The sequence below is a fragment of the Treponema vincentii genome (genome assembly GCF_010365865.1).
Classification (GTDB): Bacteria; Spirochaetota; Spirochaetia; order Treponematales; family Treponemataceae; genus Treponema.
In genome coordinates, this window is sequence record NZ_CP048020.1 from 1776009 (window position 1) to 1794107 (window position 18099).

General features: G+C 43.7%; 14 protein-coding genes. 7 read left to right on the plus strand and 7 right to left on the minus strand.

Going from position 1 to position 18099, the window contains the following annotated elements; translation table 11 throughout:
* Positions 1 to 49: 49 nt before the first annotated feature.
* The 5 genes from GWP43_RS08230 (at position 50) to GWP43_RS08250 (ending at position 7418) form a co-directional block, all read left to right on the plus strand.
* On the plus strand, positions 50 to 256 hold the full coding sequence (locus tag GWP43_RS08230) for a DNA-directed RNA polymerase subunit omega (RefSeq protein WP_016523781.1): 207 nt from the start codon (positions 50 to 52) through the stop codon (positions 254 to 256).
* A gap of 3 nt (positions 257 to 259) precedes the next feature.
* Positions 260 to 1069: a tRNA (adenosine(37)-N6)-dimethylallyltransferase MiaA gene (miaA, locus tag GWP43_RS08235; protein WP_230977617.1), complete on the plus strand. Its 810-nt coding sequence runs from the start codon at positions 260 to 262 to the stop codon at positions 1067 to 1069.
* A 189-nt stretch (positions 1070 to 1258) separates the two neighbouring features.
* On the plus strand, positions 1259 to 2200 hold the full coding sequence (locus GWP43_RS08240; protein WP_162663760.1) for a tetratricopeptide repeat protein: 942 nt from the start codon (positions 1259 to 1261) through the stop codon (positions 2198 to 2200).
* An 18-nt stretch (positions 2201 to 2218) separates the two neighbouring features.
* Entirely contained in the window at positions 2219 to 4897 is a 2679-nt protein-coding gene (greA, locus tag GWP43_RS08245) for a transcription elongation factor GreA (protein ID WP_162663761.1), read from the plus strand.
* 169 nt (positions 4898 to 5066) lie between these two features.
* Positions 5067 to 7418: a VWA domain-containing protein gene (locus GWP43_RS08250; RefSeq protein WP_162663762.1), complete on the plus strand. Its 2352-nt coding sequence runs from the start codon at positions 5067 to 5069 to the stop codon at positions 7416 to 7418.
* A 55-nt stretch (positions 7419 to 7473) separates the two neighbouring features.
* Here the strand turns inward: GWP43_RS08250 and GWP43_RS08255 are convergent, their stop codons facing one another.
* Complete coding sequence (locus GWP43_RS08255; RefSeq protein ID WP_162663763.1) at positions 7474 to 9306, minus strand: aminotransferase class I/II-fold pyridoxal phosphate-dependent enzyme; 1833 nt, start codon at positions 9304 to 9306, stop codon at positions 7474 to 7476.
* 189 nt (positions 9307 to 9495) lie between these two features.
* On the opposite strand from GWP43_RS08255, the gene GWP43_RS08260 reads away from it, so the two are divergent.
* Positions 9496 to 10485 (plus strand): hypothetical protein, encoded by a 990-nt coding sequence (locus GWP43_RS08260; RefSeq protein WP_162663764.1) that lies wholly within the window; start codon positions 9496 to 9498, stop codon positions 10483 to 10485.
* 42 nt (positions 10486 to 10527) lie between these two features.
* Here the strand turns inward: GWP43_RS08260 and GWP43_RS08265 are convergent, their stop codons facing one another.
* The 6 genes from GWP43_RS08265 to GWP43_RS08290 form a co-directional block, all read right to left on the minus strand.
* Positions 10528 to 11031: a DNA-deoxyinosine glycosylase gene (locus GWP43_RS08265; RefSeq protein WP_162663765.1), complete on the minus strand. Its 504-nt coding sequence runs from the start codon at positions 11029 to 11031 to the stop codon at positions 10528 to 10530.
* Positions 11032 to 11104: 73 nt separating this feature from the next.
* Positions 11105 to 12538, minus strand: coding sequence for a DUF1015 domain-containing protein (locus tag GWP43_RS08270; RefSeq protein ID WP_330997088.1), 1434 nt, complete (start codon positions 12536 to 12538; stop codon positions 11105 to 11107).
* Positions 12539 to 12653: 115 nt separating this feature from the next.
* The gene (gene ybaK / locus GWP43_RS08275) at positions 12654 to 13124 is read right to left on the minus strand and encodes a Cys-tRNA(Pro) deacylase (RefSeq protein ID WP_162663766.1); all 471 of its coding nucleotides are present in this window, start codon (positions 13122 to 13124) and stop codon (positions 12654 to 12656) included.
* Positions 13125 to 13275: 151 nt separating this feature from the next.
* Positions 13276 to 14754 carry a glycogen synthase GlgA gene (gene glgA, locus GWP43_RS08280; RefSeq protein ID WP_162663767.1) on the minus strand — a complete coding sequence of 493 codons (1479 nt, stop codon included), beginning with the start codon at positions 14752 to 14754 and terminating at the stop codon, positions 13276 to 13278.
* A gap of 89 nt (positions 14755 to 14843) precedes the next feature.
* The gene (locus GWP43_RS08285) at positions 14844 to 15557 is read right to left on the minus strand and encodes a hypothetical protein (protein ID WP_162663768.1); all 714 of its coding nucleotides are present in this window, start codon (positions 15555 to 15557) and stop codon (positions 14844 to 14846) included.
* A gap of 73 nt (positions 15558 to 15630) precedes the next feature.
* Positions 15631 to 16206 carry a C40 family peptidase gene (locus GWP43_RS08290; protein WP_162663769.1) on the minus strand — a complete coding sequence of 192 codons (576 nt, stop codon included), beginning with the start codon at positions 16204 to 16206 and terminating at the stop codon, positions 15631 to 15633.
* Positions 16207 to 16290: 84 nt separating this feature from the next.
* On the opposite strand from GWP43_RS08290, the gene GWP43_RS08295 reads away from it, so the two are divergent.
* Positions 16291 to 18033 (plus strand): AMP-dependent synthetase/ligase, encoded by a 1743-nt coding sequence (locus GWP43_RS08295; protein WP_162663770.1) that lies wholly within the window; start codon positions 16291 to 16293, stop codon positions 18031 to 18033.
* Positions 18034 to 18099 lie beyond the last annotated feature (66 nt).

Here is an 18099-nt window from a genome sequence, read left to right on the forward strand (position 1 = left end):
ACAAGCCAATCAGTTGCAGTAAATACTAAAACTCGCTATAATATGTGTTATGATTTTTCCGTTAAAAGAATTGATTGAATTCAAAGGCAATATTTACGAAATTACCTGTGCCGCTACTCGGCGTGCCTTTCAGCTGGTAACTATTCAGGATCCGATACTCGAAGAGAATAACGATAAAGTTGTGTGCACCGCGGCGGCTCAAGTGTTTACCGGCGCTATCGACTATAAAATAGACTACCGCCCTGATCATTCCTAATTCTTGATATCGACACATACAATTCCTGTTGCGGTTATTTTCGGGGCTACCGCCTGCGGAAAGACCGCGCTTGCCGCTCATCTTTTTGCTTCTCCTGTTAACTCCATTAAAGCGGAGATTATATCTGCGGATTCGGTACAGGTATATCGCGGTATGCCTATCGGTTCGGCTCAGCCTCCGCAGGAGCTTCTCGATACGATCCCCCATCACCTCATCGGGATATGCGACCCTTCCGAAGAATTTTCCGTAGCGGACTTTGTACGCAGCGCGGATGAACTCTGCAAGGATATTGCAAGCCGCGGCAAACTGCCGGTTGTGCTTGGCGGGACGGCGTTTTATATTAAGCACTTTATGTATGGTATGCCGGTTACTCCGCAGGCGGATCCGGTTTTACGTGCACAATTGCAGGAACGGATGCAGCGTGTCAGCGCCGCGGCAATGCACGCGGAACTTGCGTCTTTTGACCCCGCATCGGCAGCCAAGATCCACATCCATGATGAGTACCGTATCCTCCGCGCGCACGAGGTGTATTGTGCCTCGGGGCGGCCGCTCAGCTCATTCGAGCTGTCGTACCGTTATCGCGAGGGTTTCCGCTTTTGCCCGATATGTTTAGACCGCCCTCGCGATGAACTGTACCGGCGCATCGAAGCCCGTGTCGATGAGATGTTTGCCCAAGGGTTGCAACAGGAAATTGCGCAGCTCGTTTCGCAAGGCTGTACTGCCGAATATCCTGCGATGAAGGCAATCGGGTACCGAGAGTTTTTTTTGAGCTGTCCCCCGATGCGCCGGCGGCCGCCCCGCTCGATGCGGTGAAAGACCGCATTAAGCGCAACAGCAAACGGTACGCCAAACGGCAGCAAACCTTTTTTCCAATCCTTTCCGAATGTTCTCCGCATCGACATGTCAGACCCGAAAAGCGAACAGCAAGTGGCAGAGATAGTATGTCAACTCTGTAAGGATCAATTGACTAAAGCACGGTTATCAGTATAATAATACGGAACTATGATAGATCGTTCTGTTCAAACTATATTGCAGCCCGCTCTTGTTTTCCTTAAGCAAGGAGACCTTGAGCAAGCGCATACGAGCCTTGGACGGCTGCTTGAACAGGATTTGGAGAACCCTCAAGTGATGTACACACTAAAGGGGGTTAGTTTCTGGCTTGATCGGGTGCGTTATTCACAAGCATTAGCCGATAATTTCTTGCGTGGTGAATATATTATTTCTCAATGGAAGCCCTTTCTTGATTATATAGAGAAGAAAGGCGACTTTAACGAACCGATTATCTATGCTCTTAAGTGTAGTATATTTACAATTGCATTACGGTTGTACCAATCGCTCTTAAACGGGACTGAACCCATGCATAATACGGCAGAAATATATCGGAAAACAGGACTCTGTTATAAAGCGCTCGGGGATTATGAAACGGCGATCAGCTGTTTACGGTATGCAGCCGATCTGAATACGAACTCATCAGCTATTTCGGCTGAACTTGCTGATGCATATGCCTTGAGCGGCGAAGTACGACTCGCAAAGATTTTTTTTCGAGAAGCATTCTTTAAAAACGCTTCGGAAATAGAAGTATGCTTTCTTGAATCTGAAATTATCAATGCACTCGTTACTAAAGTCGCAAATATAGGTTTTACAGGAGAGGAGTTGTTAGAGTGGCTTCCGGTTTATGGCACACTTGACGGCGTACTTAATGTAAAACGCGAGCTGAAAGCCTTGGAACTTGGAAAATTGAAGCAATCGATCTATATGCTTGAAAATGAGCTGAGGGAGAAGAACGTAAAAATTAAAAAAATCCTTGTCCCCCGCTTAATTAATTATTATTTTTGGCTTATAGACCATTATATGAACGGTACTGTTGAAAAGTCAAAAATCGATGAGATTCTTCTAAGAATTAAACTGCTCGACGAGAAAATCTATAACCGCTATATACGGTAATGACACAGTGAGGTGAATATGTCTGATGTATTAGAAAAGAATGTCCGCGATATATTTAATGAGGAAAAGTGGACACGTGCTGCCATTACAAATTATTCCATTAACAATTTTAAAGAACTCGACACACTTATTGAAGAAGCAAAAAAGAACCGTCATCTGGATGAATTAAAAACATTGTCTGATGAACATCTCTCTCATAATAAAACAAGTATTACAGCATTGTATATTTCAAGTATTATTGCGCTTTCCAAGCAGTTGCTCGATGACTCCTCGCTCATAACACTGGTAACTCTTTTCATTGATAACCATCGGATGCAGATCGTTGAATATCTTTGTCAACGAGTACTTGAATTCGGAGATTCAAAATTTGCACTTCGAACGTTAGCAAACTGCTACAAAGAATCCGGTAACGGCGATATCTATGACATTTGGGAGCGACTTGCCCGCATCGACTATGAAGAAGCGGATATTCCGAAGCAACTTGCCGAACGATATCAGCAAATGGGCAATACGGAAAAAGCCGTTGAATATTATAAGAAGGCCTTATATCGTTATATCAACCGGCATTCTTATACTGCCGTAAAAGAAGTGTGGGCACGTTTAGTGGAGTTGGTACCGCAGGAAATCGACTTTTTCTATCATGTACAACGGAAAATAGCGGATCATCTCGGTACAGAACGAGGCGCTGCGCTCATGCAGGACTTATACGATTATTATAAAAAGGAAAAAGATTGGAATACTGCCATCGATATTTTAAAATTGGTCCTCGCCAGCGATGATAAAGACAATTGGGCTCGAAAAGAAATAGTCGAATGCTTTAGAGAAAAATATGCATCGCACAGCCAGCTTGAAGAATACATAAAAGTCTCCAATTTAACACAAAGCTGGCGGAATGTTTTCGAAGCTATCGACGATTTTGAAAAGCATATTTCTTTCGACGAAGGCTGCTTTGTATTCCACCGGACATGGGGTGTCGGACGCATCGCAAAAGTAAACAATGATGAATTGGTTATCGATTTTGCAAAGAAGCGTGGCCATACGATGAGCCTTAAGATGGGTATTACTGCACTCCAGACGCTGGATAAAGATCATATCTGGGTATTAAAATCGATCATGAAGCGCGACGAACTCGCCGCGAAGGTGAAAGCAAATCCCGAATGGGCACTGAAAACCATTATCCATAGCTTTGATAACAACTGTGATTTTAAACGAATCAAGCATGAGCTGGTACCCTCACTGTTAACCGATAAAGAATGGACAACGTGGAGTACCAAGGCACGGAAAGTCGTCAAAGAAAATCCTGAATTCGGTATCAATCCTACTAATATCGATTTCTACACTGTACATACTCGTCCGATTTCACTTGAAGAAAAACTGTCGAACGAATTTAAAGCGCAGAAAAATTTCTTTGAGCGGGTCGAAATCATCTTTAATGTGATGGAAAGCGGTGATACGGACTCAGACAGCTTTCAAGATATGATTAATTACTTTGATGCCTTCCTCAAAGCCTTTAGTCAAGTGAATGAACAAGTGGTTGCGGCCTATTTAGTCATGTCAAAACTGACGGCAGCGCTGCCGCATCTGAGCGTAACTCAACACCATAACTTTGCGGAATTATTCGCGCAGATAGAGGATCCTGCTGCTATATATTGTGGGATAGAAAATAAGGAATTACGGAGTGCCTATCTGCGTAACATAAAGAATCTTGTTCCGGATTGGAGCGACCAATATATCCGTCTATTCCCCGTAGTACTTTCTACCGAAGTACTTAATCCATTACTTGAAGAATATCCCGAAAAGGTAAAAGAACTGGTACTAACATGCTTCAAAGATTATAAAGAATACCGTGAAGCGGTTATTTGGTTCTTTAAAAATGCTCAAGAAGAACAATGGTTTAAAGATCTAAATATCGACTATGAACATGAGATTATTGTTCTTATCCATATTCTCGATATAACATACCGAGAAATTGCAAGTCGGCGGAATACAACCGAAAACCGGAAGATCAACAAGCAGATCCATACGATTCTCTTTGGTAAGGAAGCTTTACTTGAAAACTTTATCCTCGAACACGATGAAGATGCCGTTACAAGACTCTATACATTAGTCAGCGATATTAAGGATTTGGATCCGCCGATTAAGATGCAGCTGCGTAACCGTATCCTCGAAAAGTATAAGAATTTTAAATTCTTCGATGAAGTTGAAAAAACAGTTTCCGGACGCGGTTTAATTGTAACGTCAAAAATGCTTGAAGAAAAGAAAAAAGAGCTCCAGCGGCTCATTGAAGTTGAAATACCCCGTAACTCAAAAGAAGTCGGTTTTGCACTCTCCTTGGGAGACTTACGCGAAAACTCCGAATATAAAGCTGCAAAAGAAGAACAGAATAGGCTTAATAACACGGTAAGCCGTTTGCAGGAAGAGTTAGAGCGGGCTCAAGTGTTTGATCCTACAACGATTACGACAACACGCGTTGGATTTGGTACAATCGTTGTATTGGAAACACCCGATAACAACGAAAAAGAGACCTATACCATCCTCGGTCCGTGGGAATCCAATCCTGAAAACGGCGTAATATCGTATATGTCGCCGCTCGGTACCAACCTATTAAATCATAAGGTCGGTGAAACACTTTCATTTATGGTAAATGAAGAGAAAAAAACATACAAAATCCTTGATATTTCTGCGGCAGCCGATTGATACGGGAGGGTACTTCAAAACTAACCAAGTTAATAGGGCATCTCTAAAAACCTCGATTTTTTAGAGATGCCCTATAGTATCCGATAATATAAAAAAGAGCCTTTACAAAAATTGGAGCTGTCCATGTTTGTAGAGGCTCTTTTTAGATAACTGCAAAGGGGAGTACATAATGAAAAAAATAAGGATTTTCGCGGTCGCAGCGATCTTCTGTTTAATTACATCTGCATTGAATGCCCGGGCAACACGGCAGGATGCGGCCGATGTAGTTGTCCTTATGGACACTTCCGGTACCGTGTTACCCTATTACGAGGTTATCAATAGACGTGTACTACAATCCATCATTTCAAAATTTGTACGCATAGGGGACTCCTTCCATCTTATTTCATTTAGTGCGGTTCCGCAGTATGAAATGTCACAAAAAATCAATACCGAAGCGGATTTATCCCGCGTAGTTTCGCGTTTTATGCTTCTATACCAGCTTGGGCAAAGTGCCGATTTTTTGTCCGGTATCAATTTTGCCGGTCAGTATATGACACGGCTGCCTTCACAGCAAGAAAAGATACTCATTGTTATTTCGGACGGTATTTTTAATCCGCCTGCCTCAAGTCCATACCGGAATTATACCGGTGAGCAGGTAAAAACCGAATTGGCAAAGATTTCCGCCTCTATCCGTGCAAAGGGCTGGAAGGTCTATTATGTAAAACTCCCCTTCCCTTCCGATGCGGTAATCAAAGATTTGGATGGAGCCTTTTATGCAGGGAAGCTTGATGCAGCAGGCTCGCTCGATCGATCAGATGTCGATAGCGTAATGGCTTCTTCGGGTACAGCATCCGCCGGTACAGGCAGTGCTTCGAACGGGCAGAAAGGATACGCATCCGATACCGGCGGCACGAATGCACAAAACAAAGCAGCAGGATCCGCCGGACAGACTGCCGGTAATAGTGCTCAAACACCGAATACCGCAATAGGGCGCGTTAATACTGAAACAGGACGAACCGATAGTCCGGCTGCCGCTTCTTCTGGATCAAATACCGCGCAAGGTGGTGTAACCGATGCTTTTACAACAGCGAATTCCAATTCTGCTACCGGCAATGACGGATACGCTCAAAATCAAGCGGGCACACCAGGCAGTTCGAATATGACAGAGCAAAATGCTGAAAATGCTGCCGTATCGGCGACCGGTGGACAGGGAACCGACACAGATACCGATTCCGCCGGACAAAGACCGAGAGAATACACCGACGTTTCTCAGACCTTTACGGAAAACCTCGGTATTGAACCGAGCGGTTTGCCGGAAGAAGGCGGAGTGGAATTCAATGACACGACATTCCCTATTCCGCAAATTGTCTTTCCCGACCGCATAGAAACCTCAAGTAATACAGCCGAACTACCGCTCACTATAATCAATGAAGCGGCAGAGCCGGCTGAAATACAGTTAAAAAGTCTTTCCATAGGATCAGACGGCAAAATTCAAAAGCAGCAACTGGAGAATATCATTGTTCGTATTCCTCCCGAAGGTAAAAGCGAACTTACCATACGGATTGCACTGCCCGATAGCTTACGGAGAGAAGGCCAGCACCGCACCGATATACGGCTTGATCTTGCGCAGCAAGATAAAACATTTTCCCAAGCGGCAGTCATATTGCTTACCATTAAACCGACGTTTATTCAGTCACTACTGCGGGGCAATCTTCTATGGATTCTGCTCGCCGCGCTGGTATTTATCCTTATCCTGCTATTAATTATCTTTGTACTCCGCCGTCGGGCTTCTGAACCGGTTAAATATGCCGCACGGATGGTCGGACAACAGTCGGATTTAAGACAGCAAAGCAACCCTACTCAACAAACTGATTTTAATAGGAACCAGCGAGAAGCGCTTACCGCTTCCCAAACGAAATATTATCCGGAACAGTTGGCAAATAGAACAGATCCGCGTGACACCCTGAATACCTTCAGTTCACAAACAGCGGCAGCAACTGCGGTAAGTAAAACCGAAACAGCAGCTCAATTTGATCACCTTGCACAAGAACGATCCCGTGCTGCCGAAGGGCGTTTTGCCTTGTTAAACAGCGCAGAAGGCCATCTCAACCGCCGCCCGGGATTGAATCACGGCTATTATAGCGGCCGCGTCAGCACAAAGCCTTCACAGTCAGGAATGACGGAGCTTTTTGTCTATAACCAGACTACGTTAATTGGAAAACGGAATGTCCACGTGATGAAGGCAGGAACCCGCCTCAGTATCGGCGGTAGCAAAAGCGATGACTTTTTAATCTTCCTTGTACCATTTCCTGCAAATCTTGCGCAGGTACAATATGACGGGAACGATTACCGTGTGTCTATCTTAAAGCCGGAATATTTCCCGTACGAGACATCCAATACGATTTATCCCTGTATTGGACGGGATATAACAGCGGTGTCTAAGAAAGGCTATCCTGTTACTTTTACGTTTAGAGGCTACGAAGATCCGATGATTAGGTTGAATACGATCCTTACTTCAATTAATTACGCCGAAGATCGCTGAACAGCGAGCGGGGCGTGTAGCCCCGCCGCGATTTTATTTTTTTGAATTGCTTTACTTATCCGTGTAATACTTCCTTTAATGCCGCTATCAGCATATCGTTATCATTCTGATCTCGTACGGCAAGCCGAATATAATCGCCGCCTTCAAAGCATTTCTTCGACGACAAATCTTTGATAAAGATATTATAGTTTTCAAGCAGTTTGACGGCGAGTTCTTCGGCTTTTATTGTACCGGTTAACCGGCACAAGATATAGTTAGCTTGACTCGGGAAAACCGTAAGGCCTTTAATTCCTTGTAGTCGTGCCGAAAAGCGGCGCCGTTCATCTGCAATCGAATCGCAAGCTGTGGCATATGTTTTATTATACTTATCGTAAATCTGTAGGAAGTATTCACCGAATGAGTTAATATTCCAAATAGCATTGGCTTTTTTAATATGTGTAATATATTGCGCATCGGCGCAGGCAAGGACACCGAGCCGCAGCCCCGGTACACCGTAGCTCTTGCTGATTGACTTTACAACGATAAGGTTCTGGTATTCAGTTAGAATATTTCCGTCAAGCAATGTATAACGCTTTGATTTTTCTGCAAAATCGATAAACGATTCGTCAAAAAAGAGGACGGCATCTGTCTTTTTCAATTCCGCACAAAGCCGTAATACCTCATCCTTTTCTAAGAAATTCCCCGTCGGATTATCAGGGTTAATTAATACAACAGCCTTTGCATGTTCTTTTTTTACCGTATCAAGAATATCGTCCACTGAATATGAAAAAGTTTGCATATTAGTCGGCACAGGTACAACATTGGCTAACCCAAATCGTTCAGGATACTCGTTAAATGTAGGGAACGGAATAGCAACGGTACATTTGGTAAATTTTGCAAGCGATGCAATCAATTCGGCAGCACCGTTGCCTACAACAATGTGTTCAGGCATTACATTGAATATCTTAGAGGCAAGGAGACTTTGCTGCGCGGCGCCGCTCGGATATTGAGTCAACAACGTTCCGAAGCTTGCAGTCATTTCGCTGATAAGTTTTTCGGGCGGAAAATACGGATTAACCAAATAGCAGAAATCTTTAAGCTGCGGGAACCGCCAATAACCGCCGTATCGCTTTTCAAGGCTATGCAGTTTTTCAGTCCCCGTCTTGAATCGATCTTCTGCAATAGCAAGGTCGGCAGGATCGTCAATTTCATACCAATCCTTCCCGCTTACTACCAATCCTTTTAAGGTCGGCGACGATAAGAAAGAAATAACCTTTAAGACCTGCTCATAGTATTCATTTTTACCGAAGGCCTTTTGGTAGGCATCAAGGAACGGCAGATAGTATTGTTGTGAAAATTCTTTAGAAAATTTATAGATATTGACGGTTTTATAGTAATGTTCAGTATCTGACCAATTAAAACGGACTTTATCGAGAAGAGCAGTAATACAGTTATTCTCATCCAATAAGGTACAGGTACCGTCCATCCACGATTCAAACGGCGAAACAACCGCCAAGTTCTTATCAGGGCTGGTAACCAAGTTAGTTAAAATCCCAGGCTTGAAAATTAGGTCGCTTTCGAGCAGGATAGTATCATCTTTTACCATTTCATCTCTGGCAAGATACAACGAATAGATATTATTTGTCGTATCGTATACCGGATTCTCAATGTATTCAATTTTCATACCATGCAGATTAGCCGCATTAAATTTTGAAGTGATAAAATCCTTCAAAAGCTGCCCCTTATATCCGACTACTACTACAAGCCTTTCGATGTTATTCGAAACAAGTGCTTCTATCGTATATTCGATCAATGTTTTTCCATTGACCTTAACCATACATTTTGTCGCATCTTTGGTGTATGATCGGAGTCGCTTTCCCATTCCGGCTGCTAAAATAATTGCTTGCATTATATTCCTCCTCAAAACCAAAAAACGATTAAACTATTTTGCTATTATAAGTGATATATGTCTTTTTAGCAACTCACAGATGTACATATTGATGCACGCATAAATTTCAGTATAAAGGGAATAGGTTAAACTGCCGATATAAGCGTAAGAGAGCATCGTAGATATGCAATGCCGTTAAGGAAGAGGAATATGTCAGCAAAGAAAATAGTCTTAATAGTAGCAGCCGCCATTTTATTCGGAGCATGGTGTTTTGCCGCCGAAACGGACGGCGAAAGCAAATCCTTGGATGCGGATGTTGCAATCCGATTTTACGACCGCCGCGTATATTATCCCGGAAACGACGGGACGGAACCTATTTTTGTAAAGATTTCCATCACCAATAAAGGGAGCCATCCGTTGCGTTTTAAACTAGCAAACGATCGTATGTTTAGTATTGATTTTTCGGTATTGAATACGAAAAATAAAAATCTTGCGCATACGGAGCCGTGGATTCGGAAACGGAATACCGATCAGCAAATTTATTTTCGGGAAATTACGATAGAAACAGGGGAAACCTACGCCTTTGTCGAAAACGTAAAAGACTATATTACGATTGAAAGCCCCGGCGCTTATATACTTTCTGCCAATTTTTACCCTGAATTAAAACGGCTCAGCGATTCCTCCGAATCACATATTTCTTCCAATAGGCTCGGACTTGAAATCAAACCTTCTCCTTCTGCCGCAGCTCTTGGGGCAGTTCCTATTGCATCAGTATCACGAGAAGTACTCCAGCCTCAGCCAATTTCTCCAGACAAAGTTATCAGCTATATGCTAACTGCCCGCCAAAAATCACAGTGGGATCAATTCTTCCTCTACCTCGATATTGAACGCATGATCGCCCGCGATCCGATAAGAAGCCGCAGATATAAGGCGGAGGCTGAAGCAGGGCGTATCAACATGCTCGACACCTATAAGCACGATCTCATGCAATCACGTACCGATAAAGATATCGCGATGATCCCGGTAGAATTTACCATTGAGCGGACAACCTACAGCACAACCGAAGCAGAGGTTACAGTTATCGAATGGTTCGATTATACCAGCTTCCGCGAAAAAAAGCGTTTTACGTATAATCTTGCTTCCCGCGATGATATTTGGACGGTTTATGATTACAGCGTAAACAACCTCGGAACTGAGTAAGCTGATAATATTACCGGCAATTTTATGGGTGCATGATCTCTGCTACCGAATACCTTTATCTTTATCTTGCACTACAGGCAGTATTTGCTTCCATGCTACCAGGAGCTCTGCAAAGCTACACCGTGCATTTGCAGGGCTGGTAGACGGGAGCTTAATAGCCGAAATACCGATTCTCTTTGTGCATATTTCATAGGCTTTGCTACCGTTTGCGAAGACCGCTTGAATAGGTGCTTCTCCTAAAATATCGCTTAAATCCGTTGGTACGATGAATTGCATACTTGCATCGGCAGATCCGATAATAGAACAGACGCGAACGGCATCGTACAGCGCAATATGATGGTGCAGCAGCATTTGTTTTTTTTCTTCTATTGTGTGGGGTTCCGGTGCATCCAGCAAAGCGGTAAGGAGCGGCCAAAATCTATTCCGTGGATGACCATAGTAGAATTCCTGTACACGGGAGGCGACGGATGGAAAAGAACCTAAAATAAGGATACGCGATTCGGAGTTATATATCGGCGGAAAGGGATGAATAATTCTTTCAGACATCGTTTTAAAAACACATATTAGGCAGCTCTAAAACACTGGGCGTTTAGAGCTGCCCTATCGAGATAGCTTGCTTTTATATCAATTTTCGGCATTCAAGATAGAAACGCTTTTCGCTTGCCTCTCCCATTGAAAACCTTTTTCTCGGTAAGGAACCGCTTTCGGCAATAGTGGAAAAAAAGCTCTCTTTAGAAATAGGCGGTAATAGAATGGAAACGGCATCGTCGTACTGCGGAATGCGGAAAGCCTCGTCCGAACCGTGAATATAATCTATCTGAAGATTATGCGTTTTAATAAAATCGTCTAAAAGCGGCTGCAGAGCGCTTACTGCGAGGCATGTCATGTCAGTTTCCAGACAAGTGAGATCACCGGTTGCAGCGATAAAACCGAATGAAGCAGAGGAATGCTCTACCTTCTGCAATAAGGCGGCCTTATCGGAGCAAGCTATAACCTTACCTCCTAATTTTGACTGTAAAAATGAAATCAACTGTTTAGTATCAGCTCCGAATATGACGCGGTGAATGGGTTCGAAGGTAAGACCTGAATCGTAGAGGTTTACAATTTCGACAAGGGCGTAGCGCAACGGATTATTTCCAAGATCGGCTGGGAACGAAATGGAGCTGTTTGCCTGTTGCATACCTCCGTGCTCCCGCTTGTATGCATCCCATACGGCTTTTGCGGTCGCGAGCGAATGGTTTCCGTCGCCTACGGCAAACATAAATACCGAACCGTCAGCATCGGTATTGGTGCTATACAATTTTTCAAGGGCTTTTTCCATATATGCGGAGCAGTCGGCAGGAATAGACCAGCCTGAAATACTACCGGAATTCAACATAAGCTGAGTAGTATAGAGCGGCATCACTTGAGAACTATAAATGGAAGCTCCGATTTGTTCTATCAGCATTCGTTCAGGATCATCAACCAAAAGCATAATATGAGGCATCTCCAGTACGGCTCCTTGCCTAATCTCCATCCGCGGCGGAAGCCGCTCTACAATAGTTGCCTCAGTTGCACGTATTTCCGCCTTTGAATCCGGCCGCCAGTCGTATTTTTCCAAATCGATACAGGTAATGATCCCTTTCCGCAAGCGATTATACGCTGTTTTTCGCTCAATATACAGCATGGAATGTATCGGTTCCGCAAAAACACCTGCCGCAAGATAGTCTTTCATCGTCTTTTGGATCTTTACGATTTCTTGCTTCCGCTGTTCATCGGAAATGGTATTTAAATAGACTTCCGGTAAAATCATGTGTAATGTTGAATAGCGGTCTTTCGCAACAGCTGCAACTTTGCTCCAATAATCGGTATCTTGTGTATATTGGTCGCAGGCAATCACAGACCATGCGGTTAGATCTACAGTTTTATTCGGTAGTAAAATATCGGGTGTTTTAAGTGCACATCTTTCAAAAATATCCATGGGAATAGTATAAAAGATAATAAAAATAAATTCCAGACACAGATCAGAGATAATTGCACCAGGCCATTTTTTAGCAGCCTCATGAATGAACATTCGTATACGGAACTCGCGTCATCAAAACTATACACGGATGTATAGTTTTGACGATGCAACAACAAAGTAGATGCGCCATATATCTTCAAAAGGGAGCTGATGTGATTAGCCTGCCCTACCCTTCGGTAATGTCACAAAAAGCGGCGGCGCAGATTTCTTGCAAATCTGCAGGGGCAATGCACAGCATGTGCCCCCGTTCCCCGGCACTCACATAGATACGGTCGTACAGCTGTGCGGTTTCATCGATAAACGTAGGAAAATGCTTTTTCATGCCGAGCGGGGAACAGCCGCCGCGGACATAGCCTGTTGTTTTTTGCAGCGACTCAAGTTTAAGCGGCGTTATCTTTTTACCGGTTATATTCCGTACCTTTTTCAAACTTACTTCCGAAGGCGCCGGTACGCAAAAAACGAACACTTCATTATCCTCGCTTATCATCACAATCGTTTTAAAGAGCATATCGGGATCGATGCTTAACTTCCGTGCGGCGGATACCGCATCCAAATGCGCCTCATCCCACGCATACTCGACACTGCTATAGGGAACCCCCGCCGCCTCCAAAATGCGCATTGCATTCGTCTTTTTCATTATTTAAAGCCTGTCCGTATTAATTCACATTGGCAACTCCGCTTGAACAGCCTCTTCATTTTGCGGGGATATTCAATCAACATACCCCGACGCAAGCGTCGGGGTATTAAACTCTCCGCACGAATAAAATATCTGGTGCGGTTGGCCAATCTTAATGCTTATTGAACACCTTATTTCCGACAGCCTCTTGATACACGGCAAGATACTGCTTCGCAGAGGTATCCCATGTAAAATCCTTTGCCATACCGCGCTTGCGCATTTTAACGATGTGTTCGGGATGCTTAAACCACGCATTTACCGCCCAATTAACGGTATTATAAATACTTTCAGGCGTAAGCAGATTCAGTACAAAACCGGTGCCCTTTCCTGTTTTTTCGTCATAGTTTTCTACCGTGTCTGCAAGTCCGCCGGTATTGCGTACAATAGGCAATGTTCCATATAGCAGTGAGTACATCTGATTAAGTCCGCACGGTTCATATCGCGACGGCATCAAAAAGAAGTCGCTTCCCGCTTCTATTAAATGGCTCAATTTTTCATCGTAACCGACATACACACGGAGGTTCGGCAGCCGTTTTGAAAGCGCCAACAATTCATCTTCGCACCATCGGTCTCCGGCACCAAGTACAATCAGCTGTAAATTGATATCGCTGCACATCTTAAATGCAGCTCCGTAAGACGGGCCGAACAATTCCGCAATTCCCTTTTGATCGGTCAATCGTGTTATCATACCGAATACCGGAACCTTTTCATCTTGAGGAAGTCCCATATATTTTTGCAAGGCTTCTTTATTCTTTGCCTTTTTTGCAAGAGAACGGGCGGTATAATTAAAGGGAATATGCTCATCCGTTTTGGGATTCCACACAGAGGTATCCACACCGTTTAAAATACCGGTCAATGCTTCCTGACGGAACCGGAGAATACCATCCATCCGAAAACCGTATTCAGCACTCTGTATTTCTTTTGCATAAGTAGGAGAAACGGTTGTCAGACGATCGGCAGAAAGCAGCCCTGCTTTTAAAAAATTCATTCTGTCCCAGTCCTCAAAACCGGCAGAATAAAAATACACCCAATCGAGCCCCGTATCCACATAGTTTGCTTTATTATAAATTCCTTGATAGCCGATATTGTGTACGGTAAAAACACTTGCCGTCTCTTTGAAATCGAGATACTGAGTGTTAAATTTCAACAGCACGGGAACGAGTGCCGTCTGCCAATCATGTGCATGCATCAGATCGGGAATCCAATGTTGCTTTCTGCATATCTGGAAGGCTGCATGGCTCAATATTGAAAACCTCTTGGGATTGTCGTTAAAGTCAGGTTCAAATGCGGAACCATACAACCCGTCGCGGCCGAAACTTTCTTCATGATCGATAAAATATACCGGTATATCGGAATCCGGAAGCGTCGATTCAAAAACTTCCGTCCAATACTCTCTACTGCCGATAGTAACGCCCATTGCTCCGGGAATAGGCGTTAAATTTTTTTTATCAATTCTATAATAACGCGGCATAACAATTCTTACATCATGCCCAAGTTTTTTTAAAGCGTAGGATAAGGCGGAAACAACATCCGCTAAGCCGCCTGTTTTTGCAAACGGCACCGCTTCACTGGTTATCATTAATATTCGCACAGTAATACCTCCCTTCAAAAATTATAACACGGGTAATGGAATTATAAAAGAGAAAAATAGAGTATCAAACCGGCGGCTGTGCAAAGCATTTACTGTAGCTGCGTCTCTATCGTACCGACCGTACACAGCAGCTCAATGAGCGGAATACGGATCGAAGCGCGGGATGTCTTTTCCGTCTTCGTCTGTACGGTAACCGTTCCGACAGGACTGATGCGCGCCGTTTGTATCTTATACGGAACATCGACGATTAACGTAAATTCGGCGCTATGGAGTTCGGTTGCGATCTTTTTTCCGTAAGCGGCGCCGATCAGTTCTTCGTATTCCGCAGGCGGTATGGCATCGCCGGTAAACAGCGGCGCCATCAGCATATCGATAAAATCCCGACTTTCCTGCGGTAATATCTTCAAAAACGATGCGATATTTTCGGGCGAAATACGCAATACTGTTTTCCGCCCTTTTTTATCATAACCGATAATATCCTTGAGCAGTCCATGATTATACGGAACGGCACATACAAGGCGCAATCCCAGAACCCCTTTCAGCGTAATATCTTGAACGCTGATGCCTTCTTTTGTAAACGCTTCTTTCAGCTCTTGAACATTAAATACGGATTGCCCGTCAGCATGTTCACTCTTCTGTTTCAGCAAATGCGTAATATTTTTTTCTAACAAACTGCTCGGTATAAATTCCGCGGTAAGGTCGTAATTCGTATTATCCCGTATAACGATATGGGCAGAAGAAGAACATGCCGCCGTAATACAAACCACAACACAGCATACTAATATACGATATACTATTTTCATAGCAAAATCTCCTCTTAATTTTTTCCAACAGACGTGCAAACGCATCAGGTACTCACTTATTCTGCAGGGCTCGCTACAAATAGTCTGATGCGTTGGCACGGATATCAGGATGAACAGGGCAATTTTCGGTTGTGCGCGAAAAAAACGGAATGGTCGATTCGGCAAAGAAAATTTCTTCCGGTTTCATAATACTGCCCGCAAAACGATACGTTTTTTTCCAATACGATTCTTGAATGCTCGAAATAATAACCCCGGTACGCGGCCCGTCCGATGCCGAATGAATAAATTTTCCTGCACCGATATAAATACCGACATGGGAAATACCGCCTGCGGTATTAAAGAAAAGCAAATCGCCCGGCTGAATTTCTTCGTCCGTTATCCTTTTTGCATATTCGGCAATCGCATCCGAGCGCCGCGGCATCTGTAATTTCAGAATCTCCGATCCGTTACGGTAGACAAACCCCGAACAGTCCATACCTTTAGGAGAATGTCCCGCATAACGGTAGGGCGTCCCAAGATAGCGCAATGCATTATTAACAAACGCAATCCGTTGGGAATCTTTCGGAGAGGGTACTCCAAAAAGGGAATATGCCGCCGTCAATATAAGAAATAAATAGAAAAAAAGGACTCGTGTATCTTTTAAAATCATGTAAAATAGTTATACTAAAAATAAGAAAAAATTGCAATTTTGAAAGTAAAACAAAAAATTGTATTTACAAAGGAGCATATTGATATGAACAAAATGTCAAAAAGGCCATGGGAATTCCTTGATGCATGGCGCGGGAAAAAGTTTACCGGAGAATGGCCGACATTACCGGAGATGTTTGAAATTACTGCCGAGCGTTTTCCGAATAGAAACTGTTTAACCGTCTTTGAACCGGATCGGATCACTCTCACCTATCGTGAAACGCTTACAGCAATTAAAAAATTAGCGGGCTGGTTTGTCGCTCATGGTGTAAAAAGAGGAACGCATATCGCCGTCTCCGGCAAAAATTCTTCCGAATGGGCAATCGTCTATTTAAGTGCGCTGTATGCCGGCGGTATTATTATCCCGATTGACTACGGTTTACATGATTATGAAATTGAATCGCTTTTAAAAACGGCAAAACCGCTTTTTTTCTTTGTCGATGAAGAAAAATATGATCATTTTTTTGAAGCAGCAAAATCTCAGACATTCATAGGCGAAGTGTATTCTTTAAACAGCAATCTTGCCGATCGCTATGTATATAATTTGGAAGCAGAACCGCTCGCAGCCTGTTTTCCACTACGCGAAACGGATACGGCAGCAATTCTGTTTACCTCCGGTACAATGGGTAATCCCAAAGGTGTTATGCTATCTCACCGGAATATCGTCTCAGACTGTTACATTGCCCAATCGCACTTAACGATATTTGAAACCGATGTTTTTTATGCACTATTGCCAATCCACCACTCCTATACTATGGTTGCCGTCTTTATCGAAGCGATCTCCGTCGGCGCAGAAATCGTATTCGGAAAATCCTTAGTAGTATCCCGTATGCTGCGTGAATTGAAAGAAGGGAAAATTACCATGCTCCTCGGCGTACCGCTGCTCTTTAACAAGCTGCTCGCCGGTATTATGAAAGGAGTGCGCAGCAAAGGCGTATTAGTATACGGCATCATCCGGTTTCTGATGGGTGTTTCGTATCTTGTTAAAAAGACAACAGGGAAAAATATCGGTAAAAAGCTCTTTAAAAGCGTATTGGAAAAGGCAAATCTCACAACGCTTAGGATCGCGATTTCAGGCGGGGAGCCGCTTTCAAAAGAAGTGTTCAGAGCATACAATGAGTTCGGTATCGATTTTGTGCAAGGGTACGGACTGACTGAAACATCGCCGATTATCGCGTTGAATCCGAAAGAACACTTTAAGATTGAAAGCGTCGGCAGTTATTTCCACCCCTACATGGAAATGAAAATCCTTGATCCTGATGAAAACGGCCGTGGGGAAATCTGTGCAAGAGGTCCGATGATCATGCAGGGCTATTACAATATGCCGGAAGAAACCGCACAAGTGCTATCGGCAGACGGGTGGTTCCGCACCGGTGATATAGGCTGGCTTGACGATGAAAAATATCTGTATCTCTGTGGACGCGCAAAGAACCTCATCGTTACCTCCGGCGGCAAGAATGTATACCCCGAAGAAATAGAAAATGCCTTCCAGATGTATTACAACGATATCGAGCAAATCACCGTAATGGGATACCACCCTGCAGACGATTTGACAAGCGAGGAAATTGAAGTATTGGTATATCCCGCCGATGAGCTGTATAAAACATTGAATCTTGACAGGGGAACCCCTGCAGGCGACAGTGCTGTTTATAAAAGAATAGAAGCGATTGTCGAAATCGTGAACAAGGAACTGCTACCCTATCAGCGGATAACAAAAACCACGCTTTTGGATAAACCGCTCGAAATGACCACAACCAAGAAGGTTAAACGGTATAACGGGCATCTCTAAAGAACGACAACGGAGACGATGAATATGGGGATCAACCAACAATCTTTTGAAAATATGCACGCCGTT